The organism is Methanosarcina barkeri str. Wiesmoor (genome assembly GCF_000969985.1).
Lineage (GTDB): Archaea > Halobacteriota > Methanosarcinia > Methanosarcinales > Methanosarcinaceae > Methanosarcina > Methanosarcina barkeri_B.
The window spans coordinates 3871553-3893731 of record NZ_CP009526.1; the positions used below are offsets into that span (position 1 = coordinate 3871553).

A 22179-nucleotide genomic window follows, 5' to 3' on the forward strand; every position below is an offset into this window, starting at 1 on the left:
TAAGTATTTCAAGGCCCTTATGATGTTACTCAACTTTTCTGGAAAACTGATTTTCAGCTTTTCCGTTTTTGCTAAACCTTCTCACTCAAAGTTTTTCACTCAAAGTTTCTCACTCAAAGTTTCTCACTCAAAGTTTTTCACTCAAAGCTTCTCACGAAGCTTTTTCAAAATTCTTTTTAGTCCTGAGTTTCGCCAGCCTCTTCCAGGTCTTCTTCGTCCTCTTCGAATCGTTCTCCTCTGCCTTCGAGGAAGTTACCCCGCCCAGGTTTTGCATTAATTGATTCCTCAATCCAGATTACTTCACCCCTGGAGAGAGTATACTCAGGAAAAACTCCTTCCATGCCTTCAAAGGGAGTCCAGCCCGCTTTACTGTGCAAAAACTCAGCCTTTATAGGGCGAAGCTCGCGGGGATTTACAATAATCAGGTCTGCATCAAAACCTACCTCAAGCCTTCCTTTGGCTTTGCGATCCAGCCCAAAGGCTTTTGCCGGATTCCAGCTTGTAAGCATGATCATCTGGGAAAGAGGCAGGATGTTTTTTCTCACTGCAGCAAGCATAAGAGGCATGAGGGTCTCAACTCCGGGCACTCCTGAAGGAGCAGCTCTTATATCAACATCTTTTTCAGATTCCAGATGTGGGGCATGATCCGAGGCTACCATATCAATAGTGCCATCATTAATTCCATTCATGAGAGCTTTAATACTGTGACTTCCCCTAAGAGGAGGATTCATTTTTCCAAAAGACCGGAGTTTTTCCCAATCTCGTGTAGAAAGGAAAAGGTGATGAGGAGTAACTTCACAGGTGAAAAGTGGTTCTTTATTCTCTCTTCTTGCAAGATATTTTTCCTTTCGTATGATACCTGTAGCTTCAAGCGTGCTAATGTGGCAAAGATGAGCCCTTACTTGCAGTTTGGAAACAAGTTCCAGGGCTTTTTGAACAGCAACCGACTCACATGCATTTGGGCGTACCCTTGAATGATACTCATAGGAAATGTCCCCTTTTAACAGCCCTTCCAGCTCAAGGCGCATTTTCTCATCTTCGGCATGAATGGTTGCAAGTGCACCAAGACGTCTAATTTCGGCAAGTGCTTCATCAAAAGTCTCCTCATTAATATTTAGCCCGCCTGTAGACTCGGCCATGAAAATTTCCCCAAAAGCAGTAACCCCCAATTTCCAGAGTTCTTCTAATTTATCAATATTGCCTGTTACCCCGCCATTGATTCCAAAATCAACAATAGACTTTCTCCTTGCAAGTATAAGTTTTTGTTCAAATGTCCGCCTATCTGTCGTAGGAGGCACTGTATTAGGCTGGTCGATGACAGTAGTAACTCCTCCAGCAGCCGCTGCACACGATCCCGTATACCAGTTTTCCTTTGAGGTCATCCCGGGTTCCCTGAAATGGACATGTACGTCAATCCCAGCAGGCAAGGTAAGAGCTCCACCCGCATCAATTATCATGTCCGAGCTTGAAACCCTGAGATCTTTTCCTATTTTAGTAACTTTACCGTCCTCAATAATAATCTCGGCAGACTGAAGCGAATTATTGTAGTAAATCCTTGTATTTTTAATAAGAATATCAGGCATGGGCGTCTATATGCTTATAAACGTACTTAAAACCTGACATCAAGGAGAACAGTAAATGGTCTGAAGAGAAAAAGAAATATTCAGAGAAAAAACATCTAAAGCGTGAAAACGACATCAGAGAACTAAAGAAAAAAAACAGAAATGGAAAAAAGATAGGAGAAAGATAGGAAAAATGGAGATCAGAGAAAGAGATGGAGATAAGAAAGAAAAAGGAAAGATAAGAGAAATGGAGATGAGATGAGAGAGAAAAAGAAAAGATAAAAAGTCTTTTCAGTTCAGTTTGACTCTCTCAGCCGTGGATAGATAAACCACACTTTCACAGATATTACAGCAGTGGTCTGCAATTCTTTCAAGGTAACGGATCAGGAAAAGTAAATTTGTAGCTCTCGAGATGATAGTTGTATCTTTTGCCATCATTTCAATCAGCTCAACCCAGACTGCATAAAAGAGTTTATCAACCTCTTCATCCCTTCGTGCTGCTGTTCTTGCAAGTTCGACATCCTGAGTCTCAAAAGCCTTGAGGGAATTCTCAAGCATAAATGCAGCGGCATCCGCCATTTTTTTCGTATCAATAAGTGGTTTTACATATCCGCCCTCTATTCTTCCCGGAATTTTGGCGATATTTATTGATAATCCCACAATTCTCCTCAGATCTGCCGTGATCTTCAGAGTAGATACTACAAACCGGAGATCACTGGCCATAGGCTGCTGAAGCGCAAGCAGATCAAAAACCGAGACCTCAATGCCTTCCTCAAGTTTATCCACTTCGGGCTCAAGGGCCAGTGTCTTTTCAGCAAGCTTGACATCGAGATCCATAACTGAAGCCATTGAGTCTCTGAAAATCAGCTCTACCATTTCTCCAAGAGAAAGTACAGACTCCTTAAGTAGATCCAGCTGCTTTACATATTGTTCTCGAGTCATTTAAATCACCCAAACCTGCCTGTAATATAATCCTCAGTACTCTTTTCCCTTGGATTTTGAAAAATCTGCCTGGTCTGGTCGAACTCAATCAACTCCCCCATAAGGAAAAATCCGGTATAGTCTGAGATCCTCGCTGCCTGTTGCATATTATGAGTTACGATTACTATAGTGTAATCTTTTTTAAGTTCCATGGTCAGATCTTCAATCCGTAAGGTGGAAATCGGATCAAGAGCGCTTGTGGGTTCATCAAAAAGAATAGTTTTTGGTTTTACTGCCAGGGTTCTGGCAATGCAAAGTCTTTGTTGCTGTCCGCCACTCAGAGAAAGAGCAGGAGACTTAAGCCTGTCTGAAACTTCATCCCAGATCGCAGCCGAACGAAGGGCCTGTTCAACAACGCCGTCAAGATCTTTCTTGTTTGCGCCATGTATACGCGGCCCGTACGCGACATTATCATAAATCGACATAGGAAAAGGATTGGGTTTTTGGAAAACCATGCCCACATTTTTTCTAAGTTCAACAGCATCCACATCTGGCTCGTAGATATCCTTACCTTCGATGGAAACCTTACCTTCGATTCTGCAGTTATTAATAAGATCATTCATCCTGTTTAAACAGCGAATAAAAGTAGACTTGCCACAGCCTGAAGGGCCTATAAGAGCAGTTATGCTGTTTTTAGGGATCTGCATGGAGACGTTCTTAAGCGCCTGTTTCTCCCCGTACCACAGATTAAGGTTTTCTATTTTTATCTGAGGTTGAGATACGTTTTGAATACCTTCAGTCATTTAGGAACCTCATTATTATATAAATTCTGATAGGTCATTAGCAACAAAACTCTAGTTAAATTTTCAACTTGTTTCGGTAGTGCCTGCGAATCAGAACAGCTATAAGATTCAAACCGAGGACGATAATCAACAAAACCAGAGCTGTTCCATATTGAATAGACCTAGTTTTTGCAATATTTGTCCCTGCCGTTGCAAGCACGAAAAGGTGGTAAGGGAGCGCCATAAACTGAGAATAAATCGAATCAGGTAGCCTTGGTAAGAAGTAAGCCACGCCAGTAAAAAGAATCGGAGCCGTTTCCCCTGCAACCCTTCCAATACTCAGGATAGAACCTGTAATGATTCCAGGAATAGCAGCCGGCAGTACCGCATGTCTGATTGTCTGCCATTTACTGACCCCAAGTGCAAGGGATGATTCCCGGTATTCATTAGGAACCGCAATCAATGCTTCTTCAGTGGAACGGATAATCACTGGAATGATCAGGAGGGAAAGTGTAAGTGAGGCTGAAAGTATGGAAGGACCAAAACCAAAATATTTAACAAATAGCGCCATCCCGAAAAGTCCAAAGATCACAGAAGGAGTTCCTGCAAGATTGTTAATTGCCATTTCAATTAACCAGGTTGTGCGAGTTTCTCCTGCATACTCATTAAGGTATATAGCAGCCATAACTCCCATAGGAAGGGCTATAATCATGGAACCTATGATAAGGTATACGGTACCCACAATCGCTGGATAGATACCTCCCTGAGTCATCATAAGTCTGGGCATTTCAGTAAGGAACTCAACGTTAATTGCACTATACCCATTGTAAATAATATAAGCAAGGATAATTAGCACAAACCCTACTACTGTTAATGCTGAGAGGCCAAGTAGTGCAAAGGCGATCTTTTCACTTGTCTTTGCATTAAATCTCATACTCAGTCCTCCCTGAGCCCTGGCCACTTTACTATCACTTTCTTTTACTTTTGTGCCTAGCTCCATGCTCAATCCACCCTGAATCTGTATCGTTTTTTAATTGAATCCGCGATCAGGTTAATCAGGAAAGTTATGATGAAAAGTACAGACCCGACTGCAAAGAGAGCATGGAAATGGGTACTTCCCTGAGGAACCTCACCCATTTCAAGTGCAATTGTGGCAGTCATTGTCCTTACCGAAGCCAGAAAGCCTCCTGGAAAAGAAGGAATTACCGCAGTATTTCCAGTTACCATCATAAGGGTCATAGTCTCCCCCATAGCTCTTCCAATACCAAGCATCACACCCGCTGAGATTCCCGATAGTGCTGCAGGAACTACAACCTTATAGATTGTCTGCCATTTTGTAGCCCCAAGAGCAAGCGAGCCATGTTTTAGAGTGCCGGGAACAGAACTTATAGCGTCCTCTGAAATAGTAATAATCGTAGGGAGTGCCATAATTCCCAGCATAATAGAGCCTGTAAGAGCAGTTTGGCCAGTTGGCAGGTTAAAGCTCTTCTGTATAATTGGAACCAGTACAACAAGCCCGAAGAATCCAAATACAACCGAAGGAATTCCTGCAAGAATTTCAATAAATGGCTTCAGGAAATCTGCAATCTTTGGGTTAGCAATTTCAGAAATATATATAGCAGCAGCAATTCCCAGAGGCACAGCAAAAAGGATAGCTCCGAGAGTAACAATAAGAGATCCAAAAAATAGAGGTAATAACCCAAATTGCCTGTTTATGGATGTTGGATACCAGAACTTTCCTGTAAGAAAATCCATAAGAGACGTATCCTTAAAAAGAAGTAAACCATCTCTAAACAAAAAAAGACATATAAGGAAGAGAATGACAACCGTAAGGACACTAACTGAAAACAGTGTCCATTCGATTGTTTTTTCCTTATAAATTCTGCCTAGCATTTTTGTCCCTTAAAAATTTATAGCAGTGGTTTTACTTAGTTTAGTGGGATATATCCAACTGTGCTCACAATGCTCTGCCCTTTTTCGCTCAACACAAAATCGGTGAATTCCTTTGTTAAGCCAGAGGGGTCCCCATTGGTGTAGAAGTAGAGAGATCTTGAAAGCGGGTATGAGCCATTACGTATAGCTTCGGCGGTTGGAGTTATGGACCCATTACCATTGTCCAGGCTTAATGCCTTTACACTACTGTCAAGGTATGCAAAACCGATATAGCCTATCGCATTGGTATTCTGAGATACCTCAGCAACTATGCCTCCCGTAGCAGGCTGAGTAAGGGCATCAGGCCGATATTCGTCACCTTGCAAAACGTCCTTCTGGAAGTCTTTATAAGTTCCGGAACTGCTATCTCTGGAAATCACAGAAATTTGCGCATCAGCGCCGCCGACTTCCTTCCAGTTGCTGATGCTTCCGTTATAGATACCACGCAGCTGGTCAAATGTAAGGCTAGAAACAGAATTAGAAGGATTTACAATTACAGTAATGCCATCAGAAGCAATAGTAGTTTTAACAGGATTGATTCCTTTTGCTTCAGCAGATTTAATTTCGTCATCGGTCATTTCTCTGGATGCCGACGCGATATCTACTTCACCGTCAATGAGAGCAGCAATCCCAACCCCGGACCCCCCTCCGGTAACTGTTATGCTTTTTTCACTGTTTTCATTCATAAATTCTTCAGCTTCAGCCTGCGCAAGAGGCAGAACCGTATCTGAACCTTTCAAAAAAATACTTTGAGATTCGCTTGCAGGAGATTCGCCTGCAGAAGTTTCTTTTGCAGAGGAAGGACTTTCATTATTTGTAGTTCCGGTACACCCAATTCCCAGGAACACGAGCCCAATCATCAATAATATAAGAATTGTATATTTTTTTAACTTATTTGCCATGTGTACAGACACTCCAATAAGTAGTAAATTAAATTTGCATTCGTCTAAGTCGTTTCCAGTATAATGCACAATAAATGAAAAATATATAAAGATTCGCTTCATAGAATATAGAGAAGTACATATGAGTAAAAAATAGCAAAGAAAGTAGTATGGTATATATATACTATATAAAATATAGATAAATGGAACAAAGAGAATAGACAAAGAGAGAAATAGCATTAAGAAAAACACACATGAAATTCTTCGAATAACAGACACAAAGAAATGAAAGTACTTTTCAAACCACAATACTTTCATGCTAAATAGGTATGAGAGATCAATAGCAGGCAAAAAATTGATTGAAACCTGGAAACAGAAAGGATTGAAACCTAGTGCTTCGATTTTCAAATAAATACATAATAAGAAAACAATTGCAACTTATAACACAAATATTATTTTAAAGTCAGATAGCATTCTGTAACGCGGAAAGCACAGTCGGTCGCAGAGTGATTCGATATGGATATTATACAACCACTGAAAACACGAAAAGCACGGAAAACACAGAAGAACCACTCCTTTACTACTTATTTCCGTGTCTTCCGTGCATTCAGTGGTTTTCAAAAAATTCATTTTTGACATACTTTGGAATCGATGCACTAGAAACAGAAAGAACAGAGATAAAAGTCCAATTTGTGCATGCATAAAAGTAATCTGAACACTTAAAACTGACTTTCCGCAGATGTTCTCGAAAAAACAACAATTTTCTTGCTATCGGTTTTGGAGAATTTCTCAAAAATCTCTCGTTATTATCTCAACTGAAGCTTTGGTAAATCGAGTTGAAAGTTTTCATTGAAGGTAAAAATGCCGAAAATTGTAGAACATTTTAAAAATAATTCTTTAAACATCACATGCAATTAGCAGAAAAAACGATAGCAGAAAAAATTATGAAAATTGTACGGACATCTGCGGAAAGAGAGTTAAAAAATACAGAAACTCAGACAGTAAAGTACAGGTAAAGTACAGGTAAAGTACAGGTTCAGAAATCGAAGAGAGAACTCTGAGCTGCATGTCCATTTTCCTTAAATAGATTCTGTTCCTGAGCCTTTACCTTACTTTCCTTTTCTGAAGAAGGCTTATCCTGTTTCTTTACTTCAGGCTTCTTAGCTTCAAAATCAAATAGTCCTTTTTGTTTGGAATCAAAGTCGAGTGAAGACATCTTAACCCCAAAAACTTCAAGAATACGTTCCACCGGGGGGAGTATCTGTTTCTTAATATAGTAATCGACATCTATCGGGATGTTTTTCTCCCTTACATAGTCCGGATCTTCAGCCCGATCAACAAAGAGTCCTTTTCCTGCGGTAATGACAAAAGGTATTCTTGTTCCTATAGAAGGAACGACACCAGTCCTTTTTTTCAGATTTTCAGCAACCGTAAGGTGAGGCTGCTTGTTCTTATAACTCTCAATTTTCCTTGTAAGGGTGCGTGTGAGAACAAGGCTTTCGATAATCTCGGAGTCTTTTGCAGGATCGAGATTCCTGACCTTGCTGACTATCTGGCGTACGTATTCCACAGCCTGGTCAACATCACCTTTTATAAGCACAAGCTCAAGCACCCTATTGAGAGTTACCGAAGTTAATTCACACCAGTCTCTTCGGACGGTTTCCATGCCTTTAACCTTAATCTTATCTTCCCAACCTGAATTTTTTGGCTCAAAAAACCAGAGAGCATAGCGTTTTTTTGCGATAAGAAGGGCACGCTTAGCAATAGATTCGAATTCAAGTTCCATCGGGTCAGGCAAAGACACAGAAACGATATTTGCAAGCCTGTTACCTATAAGGCTAACCTCCTCAAGAGAGAGGTCTCCTCTAGATTTACAGTGGACAAAGACACTGTCAGTATCTCCGTAGGCAACCGACAGTTCAACTACCCTATCCTGGGGAGAGAGTTCTCCTGCTTCATCAAGGAGCAGAGCTGTTTTATTCCTGAGAATTATTTTACCTATAGTGTTGTTGATAATTTCCCGCGTATTGAGGATGTTGCTTCTTCCAAAGCTGGTTACAGCGTTTGCAAGAGTCAGGCTGTAGAGCCTTGCCCTGGCATATCCGGAATAACCATAAAAGCTGTTTAACAGGATTTTCAGGGCGAGTTGAGTAGCATCAAGTACCCTATACTCATTTTCATTAGAAGTCCCTCTCATCCTTTTCTTTGTCTGTGTCCTCTTGTTAAGCAAATCTTCAAGGATCGAAGGCACGATTCCCTTGAAAACCTCGGAAGGCACGAACTCTCCTCCGGATGGAGGCCTGATAGTCACCCCATCAGACTTATCACCCGTAACTACTGTAGTGTAACACAGGTTATGTGCCATCATTATAGTTGGGTAAAGAGACTTGTAGTCAAGAATAAGCACATTTTCCAGAAGGCCCTTCTTAGGTTCCAGGACTTCCCCACCCTTGAGGTCGGAACTCATTGCATATCTCTCGGCCGAAACTCCATCATCAGGCTTTGGAAGTAGAACTCTGTCGCGTAGCCCAAATTCTTTGAGAAGAAGAGTTTCAACCATCGAAGTCTGGCCTCCATCAACAACTTCCTGAAGCAGGCTTCCGCTTACCTGGGCAAGGGCCACATATTTGTCAAGGAGTCTCAAATTAAGGATAAGTTCCAGGGCAAGCTCTGCATCCCTGCGTGAATAGTCAACGAATTTTTTGAATTTTTCCCCTGTATCGAGCCAGTACTCTTCCATTTCAAGAGGGGGAACATCCAGTTTTTCACGGCTCAGGAGTTCCTTTGAAACCGCTCGCAGGGTGTACTGCTTCAGACTGAAAGCTCTTCTTACCAGAGGAAGCGCATCCACAACCACCCGGCCCTTCATTTCAGTGCGAGTAATAAGCCCGAATTTTCTGTAACCTATTTTGCTGCCGTCCCGGCCGACAACAGGGTTTATTGAGTTCCCTTCTGAAACCAGAGTTTTTACTCTATCCGTTATATAAGGAATATCGAAATCCTGGTGATTATATCCAATTACAATGTCAGGGTCATAATCGCAGAAGATCTCGAAAAACTTATTTAACATTTCGGTCTCGTCCGTGTAAGACCAAACATCGGAATTCAGATTTTCCACAGGTTTTGCCAGAAGTACGAGGGTTTTATGTCCTTTATACTCAGGCTCGAAAGAAAAGCTAATCATGATTATAGGCGAAACCTCAGGAGAAGGCATTCCTCCATCAAGAGGCAGGCATTCAATATCAAAAGCCAGATACTTCAGGGGGGCGAGAGTAAGATTTTCAACTTTATTTAACCCGGATGCAAGGATTGAAGCATCACATGTAAACTTCCCACAGCGAGAACTGCCTGAACCATTTGTACGGAGATATTTTGCAGGGTCAACGGCTTCCCCTTCTGCAGATACCCAGACCATACCTCCGAGATCTTTATCAATTAAAAAACGATTTCTAAAGAGAATATCAGTCTCATAGACTTCCCATTTGCCTTCAGCCTTCAGTACTTCCTGGAGCTTTAGAATCTCGTCCCTGATTTCGGGCACCTCTCTGGGCAGGTGGGTAGTAACCCTGAGCATCTTTATTTTTGTTTTCTGATACCCAATAGGCTCGAATTTTTCAACAATTTCTACTTTTTTAACTTGCGTGAAAGTCTCTTCGATAAGCCTGGCTACGGCATTAAGGTCTCCAGAGGCCTTGAGATAAAAATAAGGTTCAAAATCGGGAACAAAACAGCAAACGCTCTTCCCGTCCACTCCCCTGCCAAAGAGACGGATTACGGGGCTGCTGTCATTAATGACTTCATAGTCTGCATCCAAGATCTGGAAATCCATAGGCATGGTTACGTTTTTAGATAGACATATATCTTTTGTTGTACTTTTGAAAAAACAGGGTTTTATTTTCGAGAAAGCTGTAAAATTTAATATGAAAAATAGAAGACATTCAAGCTAAAAGTTTCAAGAAAGGAAAATCTTCAACTTGAAAAGCTTCCAGAAGAAACCGAAAATTCAAAAGGAGCTGAAGATCGAACAGCTTCAACTATTGAATCTGCCTTCAGGTCCTCAAGTGCGAGATATTTGGCTCCAAGCGCACTGGAAATTTCCTGAGCAAGCCCGAATTTAATAATACTGCTTTCCGTATCAATAACTGCCGATTGTATGCATTCTTTTCTGAACATGGAAGCTATTGTTTTTGTCTCCTGGAGAGGAGGTTCACCATTCATACTGACATTTGCCCTCCCATCAGAGATCAGAACCATAAACGGACAGGTATCAGGATCGCGTCGGAGTTCTGCATGTATGGTTTCATAACCTTTCATCAGCCCATGGGAAAGGGGAGTCTTTCCTCCGGTTGGCAGTTCCTCCAGATATTTTTGTGCCATTTCCACACTGGAAGTTGGCGGCAGCAACAGCTCTGCTCCTGTCCCCTTAAAAGCAATAAGCCCCACCTTATCACGTTTCTGGTAAGCGTCCATCAACATTGAAAGCACTGCACCTTTAGAAGCTACCATCCGCTGCTGAGCTCCCATAGAACCGCTGGCATCCACAACAAAGAGTACAAGGTTGCCTATCTTTTTCTCACGGACTTTTTGCCTGAAATCCAAGTCATGAATTACTATGGAATTTCCGTTTTTTTCCCTTACAAGCTGGTAGGGTGCAGCTGCCCTCAGGGTAGCATCAAAAGCAATATCCGTTGTTTTCTCTTCTGGGATTTTACTCTTAATATACCTGCCCTGTGTAGATTTCGTCAGAGTTTTGCTGCGCCGACCTGACCCATTTCGGTTTTCTCTGCGAAAATCGGGAGAAAACTGCTTTATCTGGTAACCTTCTCCTGTTGCAAAAATAGTTTCTGAGGAAGCATCCGGCTGTTCCCCGGTGCTATCCTGTGGGTCATCTGAATTCTGCTCTTCAGGATGAGCCTGCGCTTTTCCTGACTGCTCGTTATGCTCTTTTTTTTGCTGTTCATTTTTATTTTTTTCTTTTTCCTTTTCTTTTTCCTTTTTCTTTTCCCTTTGTTTCTCCATACTCTCGTTGAGTTTATCCTGCTTATCAGAATAATTATCAAACGGTTTTCTTCGCATACGGTGAGGAAGGACTAATTCTGCAGCTTCTTTTACATCCTCTTCAAGAACCTCAGTCCTGCCGTTGAAAGCTGCAAGCGTGATTGAGGTTTTCATCATTGTGATGTCTGCCCTGTGCCCATCGACTCCCATATCAACACAGATCTGGCTGATCAATTCAAGCATGCTGTCTGAGATCTTTACTTCAGGAAGTAATTTCTGCGCCAGAAGAATCTGTTCACAAAGCTCGGACTCTGCAGCCTGCCAGTTTGCTGCAAAAGCTTCAGGATCGGTTTCATAGCTGAGCCTGTATTTGATAAGTTCCACTCTTCTGGCTACATCCATGATTCCCTTTATATCCACACATAAACCGAACCGGTCAAGTAACTGGGGTCGAAGTTCTCCTTCTTCAGGGTTCATGGTGCCTACAAGCACAAAATTCGCAGGGTGGGAGAAGGAAATTCCTTCTCTTTCAACAGTATTTACTCCCATTGCTGCTGAGTCGAGGAGTACATCTACAAGATGATCATCCAGAAGATTAATCTCATCCACATACAGGATACCCCTGTGAGCATGAGCAAGTACACCAGGTTCAAAGCGTTTTTCTCCTTTCTTGATAGCATGTTCGATATCAAGAGTTCCTACAACGCGGTCTTCGGTGGCACTTACAGGCAGGTCCACAACCTTCATTTTTATAGAAGAACTCTTAAGAGCCCCAGCTTTTACCTTTTCCAGGCATTCTTCACACATTGCATTTACATCATTAGGATCGCAGCGGTATTTACAGCCTTCAACTACCTGTATTTCAGGCAGAAGATTGGCAAGGGCCCGGACAGCTGTTGATTTGGCAGTACCTTTTTCACCCCTGATCAGAACTCCTCCAACTTTTGGATTTATAGCGTTCAGGATCAGAGCTTTCTTCATTTTCTCCTGCCCTACTATTGCAGTAAAAGGGTAAACAATAATGTTATGGTTTTTCATGGTTTAACCTCAATATATCTTTTAGTTTCCGAGAAGGTATTCTTCAACACTCATCGTCGGGATCGCCCACCGATTGACTGTAGGAAGAACAGAATCCACCTTTTCCACCTTATTCATGAAGGGAAAAAAGGTGACATTGAGATTTCCTCCTGTCTTCTTTTCAAAAGACCCAAGGTGGATTTCTTCTGTAACCTCAAGGTCCGAACCAAAATTAAGAGCATTTTCATTTTCAAGCCGGATTTTAGGGGAAGTTTCAACAACAGTAAGTGCCCCGAACGTATCCCCTACCTTTATTTCAAGAGGGCTTTCGGAAAAGTGTAGAGGATATTTTAGACTTACACCAGAACTTCCGTTTCCTTCCAGGACATTATTCACATATATGGAAAAGAGGGGGACGTCAATACCATTTATTGTCTTATTGTACAGGAAAGTATGTGTACCCAGGTCAGCTGACTTCCCTGGAGATATTATGCTTGAGTAAACAGCAGCATTATTTCTCAAAATCGTCAGGTGAACTTTATCCCACTCTATATCATCTACTCTCAGGATGTATCCTTCCCCAAGAGCCCATTCGTCATCGGAATAGAGACATCTGCTATTGTCATCATCCATAAGGACATTTACAATTCCCTGATCGTCTCCAAGATATGCATATTTCTCACCATCCCATCCAAGCACAGAATATCCGCCATCAAAAGCGTTTTCTCCATAATTCCCCATCTCCGGGTTTTTGTATGTAACCTTGACAGGCGAGGATTCATAAACCAGACCTCCTTTCGGAATCCAGCCGTCTTCAGCATTAAGATTAAGTTCAAATCTTTCTGTACTGAAATTATTTTCAAGATCATAATAGAGCATACCAAAAGAATCAGCTGTCCAGATGCAGGAGTCTGGAGAAGAATCCGAACGATTTACAGTTAAAGAGGTGCCTTTTATCTTATAGGACTTGATAACATCTTTAGTCATATTGTAAGAGCATGCCCTGTATACATTATCAGCCATTCTGAAATCGATCAAATCTTTAAGGATTGTGACATAATCTCCAGGCTGCATCCTTATAGGCACTCTGTTTTTCAATTCGATCTTTTTATCTGTAGCTTCAGTGACCTCGAAATTACCGTACTGGTCCCCAACGTTAATCTCAATAGGTTCAGTCGAATACTGGCTTACACTTGAGAGACTCACAATTGGATCCTTACTGTCAAGAACCCGGCTAAGAGTTCCTTCCAGAATTGTATATTTAGTGCCGTTTATTGTAGCATTGAATTTGAACTTTGAACCTTCTTCAAGAGATTCCGTAGTAACTGGGACGGAATTTTTCTGAAGTTCAAGGAGAGCAGAATCGTTGTTTACCCCCTGAAGCACCAGTTTGTAGCCATTTCCTAGATCATAATCATTCCCCCTTTGAAGATCACGACTTCCATAGCTAACCAGGTTCTCAGTGATTAACCCATCTTCAAAGACTTTGTATTTTTTCCCAAAGAAAGCCGTTGAACCATAACTGATTTTTGAGGTATAAGTTGCATTACCCGTATCAATAAGCCCATCTTCAGAGAAATTAAGCTCCAGCGACTCATAGTATGTACCAGTAGAAGTTGAATAATAAAATCCAGGGCAATTTTCCCCATTAAGAATTGTATGTTCTCCGGCTGAAATATTTACAATAGGGCCTCGTTGTTCAATAGCACCTTCCACAGGAGTAATAGCAATTAAAATCAAGGAGATAAGAAAAATAATATAAAAATTGATAAAAATTCTGGTTTTTTTGTCACCATTAATCATAAATGTGAAAAATATGGTAGCAATATATATCAATTTCGTTTTTTAATTATGAGATGTAATTTACATATTATAAAAGAATCTTTGATGTTGGAAGAGAATATGATGCAAATAAGATTTATTTTGGAGAGTAGGCATCAAGACAACAATTAATATTTGGCCTTATTGATAGTGAAATATAGGAAAGCACATTAAAAATAAAAAAGAACATTAAAAATAAACTAATTGTCGAATAGAGAATTGACATAGTAACTTAGAATTACAGGAAAATTTGATTGGAAAAAATAGTCATAATTTTTATTTTATTATTACTATATGAGATGATTTAAGAATATTTTCGAAATATTTATTAATCACTTTCTATAAGGGTCAATTATGATTTCCAGAAAGGCTATAATATTCGGATTTATAGTCCTGAGCCTCACAGGCTTGATAATTTATTCTCAAATCGTGCCAGAGAAAAAAACCGTGTATCAGGAAGACTTCAAAAATTGTAATTCAGAAGGAGAGTTTCTAAGATGCAAAGATGGAGCACTATACCTTGAAACAACAAATTTGGCACAGACAGGGGAAGGATTTTGGAGTAAAAATGTGAGCCTATCTCCAGGAAAAATTTCCTGGAACTGGAACGGACAGGATCTGGATAAATTCAGTCTCTGGTTAAAAGTGACATTCAGCGATCACAAATCCATTTACTATGTTGCAGCGGGAAGCATGAATCCGCAATCCGAAGGTGAATATTATCGGGATCAGGAAAACCGAAGGCGATTTTCACCATCGATTATAATCTCAGGAATTCCAAGGGGTACAGTTGAAAGAGATCTTGTTGAAGATTATGAAAAATACTGCGGATCTGCTGAAAATATAAAGATTGAAAAATTGAGTGCAGGTTTTGGAGACAACAGTACGCAACATCAGAATATTCTGAGTATCTCAGACCTGAAGATATATGGATAATGATAAAGGGTAATCAAAGGAGTCTGAATATGAAAAAGAGTAGTGTTGGGCTGATAACTATATTGTTATTTCTATTTTTAGTTTCTTCGGGATGCGAATCTTCACATACTGTAGCCTCCGGTGAAAATGGGAATAAAGATAGTGAAGAGATATTAAAAAGTGATAGCGTTCAGGAAAGCAGCCAGCTGAGTCAGGAAAATCTAACATCTTCAGAAAAATCATCTCCTTACCTTTACTGGGAGTATGAACTTGGAGATATAACTCCAGAAAATATCAATGAAGGAAAATCGAATGTTCAGGACTGTGTAACATACTCTCAGGACGGAAAATATGTAGCTGTTGGGACAGGAAAAAAACTGACAGTTATTGATGTACCAGACAAAAAAATATTATGGGAAAAAACCTTAGGAGGAAATGTTTCCGACATTTCGTTTTCAAAAGACGGAAAGTATCTGCTTGCAGGGGAAAAAAGTACTGACGGATACATCTATTCTCTGGATGCTGGCACAGGAAATGAAATTCACAGCTATAGAAGCGCCGATGACCTGGGAACCAGTACGAACTCAAAATATCAGCCCTGCATATATAAAATAACAGCTGCTGATGATGCTGTATACATTGCAGCGGGTCGATACTGGAAAGAGTCAGGGTACGGGCTGGCTTCAAGGGTATACAGATTCAACCCGGATGGCAATCTTTCCTGGAAACTGCCAGCAAATGAAAACTATGCGCAGAGTGTAAACTGGATCGACTCAAGCCAGGACGGAAAAAATGTGGTTTTTTCAACCGGAGACTGGACAAATTCCCTTGGACTTGATACAGTCGTCTATTCTGTGGATGACAGCGGAAATCTCCGTTGGGAATATGAAATTCTCCCTCTTAAGCCTTACTTTGTTTCAGCAGCCATCTGGCACGGGCTTGATATTTCAGATGATGGGTCCATGGTAACTGCCTATACTGGTGATGGAAGAAAATACCTGTTTTATGATTCCGAGATGACGAAACCGGGAGACGGAAAAACAGCATGGGACATGAAAACCCCTGGAGACGGGAGGACATCATGGGACACCTATGATTGGCAATCCAATGTAACAGTTCCAGAAGAGATAGAGGGAAGTTACATCTATGCCTATGGGGAAGCTGCAAAAATTTCCAGTAAAAATGAGACACTTTACCTTACAGGAGCCACACTTCCTGCATATTATCCCGACAAAATATCGGTAGCATATCCCCTTGAGAATACTCTTATATCAAGTGATGTTGAGAAAGGAGACACTTCATGGACTTATTCCCTTGGAGGACGTTGTGCAGGGATTTTCTTTTCTCCAGACACCAAATTCTTTGTCCTGCCAGTCGGGAAAGACTCTTCCTCAGGCGATACTCAAGTTCAAGGAATTCATGTTTTTGACAACCAGAAATCCGGAAACGGAAATTCAAGGTTAATCTGGAAATATAACACTGAGGGCGTTGTTGTAGATGCTGCGATTTCTTCCGACTGCACAGTTGCTGCAGTTGAAGCCCCTCTAAAGCTTGAAAATGGAGATATAATTGGAAAGCACAGGTTAATAATTGTCAGGTGAGAAAATGAAATGGAAAATTTTGATAGTCCTGCTAATCCTAACTGTAATTACTGCCGGATGTACTGAAAAAAGCCAGGACTCCGAGAACAATAGTAAAATTGCTCAGGCTTCCGAAGGTGTCCAGAACATAGAGGAAAGTGGTAATTCCGAAGCCGGGATACCCATAGATTCAATAGTATTTTCCAGGACCGGAGCTCTGATTACTCTAAAAGAAGAGACCGACATTTCACAGGTAAAAATCTCTTCGGTCAATAGTTCGACAGAGTCAATAGATATTGAAAAAACGGAGAACCAGGTCTTTGTAGCTTTTGAGTGGGAACCCAATACTCAATACAAGTTTGAAGTGATCACGGGTGACGGAGCAGAAAGTGATCTGGAAGTGTATGCACCTGAAAAACCTGCTTTGAAAGAAGAGTACGCTGTAAAACTTGAGGATGTTACTCCCGGATCGATAGATAAAACTACAGAAAATATAGAAGGCATGATTAAATTCTCTCCTGACAGCAAGTATCTTGCTATCGGAACTCAAGGAGGTTCTCTGAAACTTATAGAGCTTACAACAGGTGAAAAGGTTTGGGAAATACAGCTTGTTAAAGGTATAGCTGATGCAAGAATTTCAGATATAGAGTTTTCAGGGGATGGGAAACGTCTTATCGTAGGAGAAGATAGTCCGGATGCTTTTATTCACTGCTTTGATTTAAATGGCACTGAAATCTGGAAATATGGAGCAGGTCAGGATCTGGGTTCAGACCTTGACCACATGCCAGCCATGAAAAAAATAAAACTTGATTCAAAAGGGAACATCTATGTTGCTGCCAGTAGAGCTTGTGGCTACATAGGAGAGAAATACAAGTATTTGGGAATAGTTTATTCTTTTGACTCCGAAGGCAATTCGCGCTGGAAATTCCCTGAATCCGAACTGATGGACTCCGGAGTTACATGGATAGATAACACCCCTGACGGAAAATACGCTGTTTTCGGGACGACCTGCTTTACAAATGCCGACAAATGGAAAGAAGGAACTGTACATGTTCTGGACGGAAATACCGGAAAAGAGTACTGGAACTATTCAATCCCACCCCTTGAGCCATTTTTTGACTATTCAGCCATATGGTACAGTACCCAGATTACTCCTGATGGCAATAATATAATAACAATGACCAGTGATGGACGAGCCTTTTTATTTGACAATTACGAGATCATGGGAACCGGTGTACCAGAAGTAAAATGGCAGGAAAACATTTCAACCCCGGTTGTAGTAAGCGGAGTCCCTATTTACGGCAGTGCGAATTATGCATATATTATCAACAATACCCTTATTTTCTCAATAGGCAGCACTTTCTCCAAAGACAAAAATAACGATGCCCCAATAGAACATCCCAACGGCAACAGCCTCTTTGCCTATGATACCGACGGCAACCTGCTGTGGAAATGGAGAGTGGACGGCTATGCAGGGGAATGCGCAATGAATGACAGGTATCTCGTTGTCCCCATAGCCCAGAACCTGGTGACCAAGGATAGAAGTGCTCACGGAGTGTATGTCTTTGACGTATCAAAAAGTGGAGGTTCAAATTCTAAACTTGCCCAGGTTTATAACACCAAGGGAATTACAATAGCGGCTGATATCTCCCCTGATGGAAAATATATTGCAGCCATGGAAGCTCCTGCAAGGCTTGATGATGGCACAGTGCTGGGAGAGTACAAAGTGCATGTTCTTACGTAAGAGGAGAAAAAATATGAAAATTATTTCAATAACGTGGAATTCATACATTCCCACTCTCCTCAAGGCCGCCAACGATCTTGGTATAGAGCTTGAAGCCCACTATTCAAAGATTCTGGAAGATAATCCGGAAGAAGCCGAGAAGGTTCTTCTTGCATGCGAACATGCAGATGCAGTCTTTCTATACTATACATCAACCCCTTTCTGGGAAGATTTCTATGAAAAGCTTGAACCGTTAAAAAAGAGGGTACCTGTAATCTGTGTAGGAAGTGATCCTTCCTCACTTACCCTCTCTTCGGTGAAACTTGAGATTGCAGCTACATGCTTTTCTTATATCATCTATGGAGGACAGGAAAACTTTGCCAATATGCTGCGCTATCTCTTAAAGGAAGTTTTTGGATGTGAGATTGAAACAAAACCTCCTGAAAAGATACCATGGGATGGGTTATATCATCCGGATGCAGAGAAAATATTCTCAAACGTTGAAGAGTATCTCAACTGGTACGGGCCTTTGAAAGATAAAACCGTGGGACTGCTTATCTCCCGGACTTCCTGGGTAAACAATGAACTTGAGATAGAAAAAAAATTGATAAAAGAGTTAGAAAATCTTAACCTATCAATTATCCCTGTTTTTGCATATTCCTTGAAAGATGAGGAACTTGGAAGCAGGGGAATGAATGAGGTCATAGAGGATTATTTCATAGAAAACGGCAGGACCATTATAGATTGCCTTGTAAAGCTTTCTCCTTTTTTTATTGCAAGCAGCAAAACCGAAGAGAGAAATGCATCGTGCGCAGCAAAAGGCATAGAAGTCCTGAGAAAACTTGACGTCCCTGTTTTCCAGCCTGTAACTTCACACTATATGACTGTTGAGGAATGGCAGGAGTCAATGGGATTAAGCACTGAGATCGGATGGAGTGTGGCTCTCCCGGAGTTTGAAGGCGGAATTGAACCCATCATGATAGGAGCAGGTAAAAAAGAAGGAAATTACATGGGGCGTTTTCCTATCGAAGAACGCTGCTCAAAATTTGCATCCAGAATTTTAAAATGGACTGAACTCAGGAAAAAACCGGTCAACCAGAGAAAAGTTGCCTTTATCCTGCACAACAGACCCTGTACAGGTGTTGAAGGTTCGGTAGGAGACGCTGCAAATCTTGATTCTCTCGAAAGCGTGGCAAGGATACTGAACCGGATGCAGGAAGCAGGTTATGTCGTCAATCCTCCTGAAAACGGAAAAGACCTTATTGAAACCATTCTCAAGAGAAAAGCAATTTCCGAGTTCAGATGGACTCCCATTAATGAGATAGTGAAAAACGGAGGAGCCCTTGATTTTGTGGAAAAAGAAGAATACGAGAAATTTTTCAATACCCTGAGTCCAAAAGTAAAGCAAAGAGTAATTGAAAGCTGGGGAAACCCTCCTGGAGAAGAAGTAGACGGCATTCCTGCTGCCATGGTCTATGATAATAAAATCGTTGTGACAGGGGTGCAGTATGAAAACGCTGTGGTCTGCGTGCAGCCAAAGCGAGGATGTGCAGGTGCCAGGTGTGATGGGAAAGTCTGCAAGATCCTGCACGACCCGGAAGTTCCGCCAACCCATCAGTATCTAGCAACTTACAGATATCTTGAAAACACCTTTGGAGCTGATGTACTCGTACATGTGGGGACCCATGGGAACCTTGAGTTCCTGCCCGGAAAAGGAGTCGGGCTTTCAGGAGATTGCTATCCTGATATAAGCATAGGGACAATTCCCCATCTCTACATCTACAACTCTGACAACCCTCCGGAAGGTACAATTGCCAAACGCCGGAGCCTTGCTTGTTTGATAGACCATATGCAGACTGTCATGACCTCAGGAGGGCTTTATGAAAACCTTGCAGAACTTGACAGGCTGCTTGGGGAATACGAACAGGCGAAACATGATAAGGGAAGAGAGCACGCCCTGAAGCACCTGATCCTTGATGAGATCAAAAAATCGAATCTGAATTCCGAGATAAAAGCCGATGACCAGACTCCCTTTGAAGAGGTAGTAAGAAAAGCGCATGAAGCTCTTGGGAAGATAAGGAACACCCAGATCCAAAGCGGGATGCATATCTTCGGACAAATGCCTGAAGGCGAGAAAAAAGTTGAATTCATAAACTCGATTTTAAGGTATGATGACCAGGGAAGTGTGGGAAACAAAGTCTCGATTAGAAGGTTGATTGCAGAACTTCTGGAACTTAACCTTGATGAACTGATCTCTGACCAGAGCCGGATTTCCGAAGACGGAAAATCAAATGGACAGTTGCTTGAAGAGATAGATTCACTCTCTAAAGACCTTATAAGAACATTTATAAATAACCCGGAAAAAGAGCCAGCCCGGATAATCAAAGAGATTTTTGAAGGAAAAAGCTTTGAAAAACAGAATATCAAAGGAAAAAGCTTTGAAGAGCAGAGTGTCAACAAAGAGATAAATAATCCTGAAATAGAGCCAAACAGGATAATTGAAGAGATTTTTGAAGGAAAAGGTTTTAAAGAGCAGAAAATTAAAGGAAAAAGTTTTGAAGAGCAGGAAATTAAAGATCTGAGTATAAATCCCGTACTTCTTGAGGATGCCGTTTCGATCTGCAATAGAATCCTTGACCTTGAATCAAGAATAGATGATTCCCTTGAAATTGAAGCCCTTTTGCACGGTTTTAATGGAGGATACATCCCTGCAGGTCCTTCAGGTCTCATCATGCGTGGAAGAGATGATGTACTGCCAACAGGCAGGAATTTTTATTCACTTGACCCAAAAAGAATTCCTACAAAAGCTGCCTGGAGGGTAGGACAGCAACTCTCAGGGGTCCTGATTAATAAGCACATTGAAGACGAAGGTCGGTATCCTGAGAATGTGGGATTTTACTGGATGGCAAACGATGTAATGTGGGCTGATGGAGAGGGAATGGCCCAGATAATGAGCCTTATCGGGGTTGAACCAGTCTGGCTAAACAATGGACAACTGAAAGGGTTCTCCGTGATCCCCCTTAAAGAATTAGGCAGGCCCAGAATTGACGTTACGGTCCGAGTTTCCGGAATTCTGCGGGACAATTTCCCAAACTGTCTTGAAGTTATAGACGAAGCAATCCAGGCTGTGGCTTCTCTTGATGAACCTGGAGAGATGAATTATCTAAGAAAACATAGCCTTCAGATGATTGAAGAAGGAGCGGATTCCAGAGATGCTACTTTAAGGATCTTTTCTAGCAAACCCGGGACTTATTCGGCAGGAGTTCAGCTTGCAGTCTATGCAAGTGCCTGGAAAGACGAAAAAGACCTGGCAGACATCTTCCTTTACTGGAATGGGTATGCTTATGGAAAGGATGTAAAAGGCAAGGAAGCTCACACTCAGCTTGCGTCAAGCCTTAAGACTGTAGATGCCACCTTTAATAAAGTTGTAAGCGACGAGTACGACCTATTAGGATGTTGCTGTTACTTTGGGGTCCACGGAGGCTTTACAGCTGCAGCCAAGCAGGCTTCCGGAAGAGATGTAAAAGTTTACTTTGGCGATACTCGAGAACCTCAGCACGTTGAAATCCGGGACATGGCTGACGAAATGCGAAGGGTCGTAAGAGCCAAGCTCTTAAATCCAAAATGGATTGAAGGCATGAAACAGCACGGATATAAAGGTGCGCAGGACATTTCTAAAAGAGTGGGAAGAGTCTATGGATGGGAAGCCTCCACCCAGAAAGTGGACGACTGGATTTTTGATGATATCACAAAGGCCTTCGTGCTTGATGAAGAAATGCGCCGCTTTTTTGAAGAGAATAATCCCTATGCCCTTGAGGAAATGTCCAGGCGGCTCCTTGAAGCACAGTCAAGAGGACTCTGGGAGCCTGACCCCGAGCTTCTTGAAGAATTAAAAAAATCCTATCTTGAGATCGAGAGCTGGATGGAAGAACTGGCAGGAGAAGGAGAATTTCAGGGTGGAGCTGTTGATATAATTAGTTCTGAAGACGTCCCTGACTGGGATGCAAAAATGAAGGAAATTCGAAAAATCCTCAAATAAGAAAAAAG

Annotated in this window: 13 protein-coding genes; 4 read left to right on the plus strand and 9 right to left on the minus strand. The window is 41.5% G+C overall.

The features are described 5' to 3' along the window. Window positions 1-176 precede the first annotated feature (176 nt). The 9 genes from MSBRW_RS15835 to MSBRW_RS15875 all read right to left on the minus strand — a co-directional run bounded on the left by MSBRW_RS15835 (window position 177) and on the right by MSBRW_RS15875 (window position 13809). Window positions 177-1583: a dihydroorotase gene (locus tag MSBRW_RS15835; RefSeq protein ID WP_011306770.1), complete on the minus strand. Its 1407-nt coding sequence runs from the start codon at window positions 1581-1583 to the stop codon at window positions 177-179. A 270-nt stretch (window positions 1584-1853) separates the two neighbouring features. Beyond that, a complete protein-coding gene (phoU, locus tag MSBRW_RS15840; RefSeq protein ID WP_011306769.1) occupies window positions 1854-2504 on the minus strand; it encodes a phosphate signaling complex protein PhoU in 651 nt (216 codons plus the stop codon). A gap of 5 nt (window positions 2505-2509) precedes the next feature. Continuing rightward, entirely contained in the window at window positions 2510-3286 is a 777-nt protein-coding gene (gene pstB / locus MSBRW_RS15845; RefSeq protein ID WP_011306768.1) for a phosphate ABC transporter ATP-binding protein PstB, read from the minus strand. 55 nt (window positions 3287-3341) lie between these two features. Then, complete coding sequence (gene pstA / locus MSBRW_RS15850; protein WP_048103274.1) at window positions 3342-4199, minus strand: phosphate ABC transporter permease PstA; 858 nt, start codon at window positions 4197-4199, stop codon at window positions 3342-3344. A gap of 68 nt (window positions 4200-4267) precedes the next feature. Then, on the minus strand, window positions 4268-5158 hold the full coding sequence (gene pstC / locus MSBRW_RS15855; protein WP_011306766.1) for a phosphate ABC transporter permease subunit PstC: 891 nt from the start codon (window positions 5156-5158) through the stop codon (window positions 4268-4270). A 35-nt stretch (window positions 5159-5193) separates the two neighbouring features. Next, window positions 5194-6099, minus strand: coding sequence for a phosphate ABC transporter substrate-binding protein (locus MSBRW_RS15860; protein ID WP_011306765.1), 906 nt, complete (start codon window positions 6097-6099; stop codon window positions 5194-5196). A 1015-nt stretch (window positions 6100-7114) separates the two neighbouring features. Continuing rightward, window positions 7115-9913 (minus strand): DNA-directed DNA polymerase, encoded by a 2799-nt coding sequence (locus MSBRW_RS15865; RefSeq protein WP_011306764.1) that lies wholly within the window; start codon window positions 9911-9913, stop codon window positions 7115-7117. 134 nt (window positions 9914-10047) lie between these two features. Then, complete coding sequence (locus tag MSBRW_RS15870; protein WP_011306763.1) at window positions 10048-12114, minus strand: putative cobaltochelatase; 2067 nt, start codon at window positions 12112-12114, stop codon at window positions 10048-10050. A 21-nt stretch (window positions 12115-12135) separates the two neighbouring features. After that, entirely contained in the window at window positions 12136-13809 is a 1674-nt protein-coding gene (locus MSBRW_RS15875; RefSeq protein WP_230669802.1) for an S-layer protein domain-containing protein, read from the minus strand. Between the two features lie 459 nt (window positions 13810-14268). On the opposite strand from MSBRW_RS15875, the gene MSBRW_RS15880 reads away from it, so the two are divergent. Genes MSBRW_RS15880 through cobN form a run of 4 tightly spaced genes read left to right on the plus strand, consistent with a single transcriptional unit; the run spans window position 14269 to window position 22171 of the window. Beyond that, window positions 14269-14850 (plus strand): hypothetical protein, encoded by a 582-nt coding sequence (locus MSBRW_RS15880; RefSeq protein ID WP_011306761.1) that lies wholly within the window; start codon window positions 14269-14271, stop codon window positions 14848-14850. Between the two features lie 29 nt (window positions 14851-14879). Continuing rightward, window positions 14880-16430 (plus strand): WD40 repeat domain-containing protein, encoded by a 1551-nt coding sequence (locus tag MSBRW_RS15885; RefSeq protein WP_011306760.1) that lies wholly within the window; start codon window positions 14880-14882, stop codon window positions 16428-16430. 4 nt (window positions 16431-16434) lie between these two features. After that, a complete protein-coding gene (locus MSBRW_RS15890) occupies window positions 16435-18153 on the plus strand; it encodes a WD40 repeat domain-containing protein (protein WP_011306759.1) in 1719 nt (572 codons plus the stop codon). A gap of 13 nt (window positions 18154-18166) precedes the next feature. Continuing rightward, entirely contained in the window at window positions 18167-22171 is a 4005-nt protein-coding gene (gene cobN, locus MSBRW_RS15895; RefSeq protein ID WP_048102746.1) for a cobaltochelatase subunit CobN, read from the plus strand. Window positions 22172-22179: the final 8 nt, after the last annotated feature.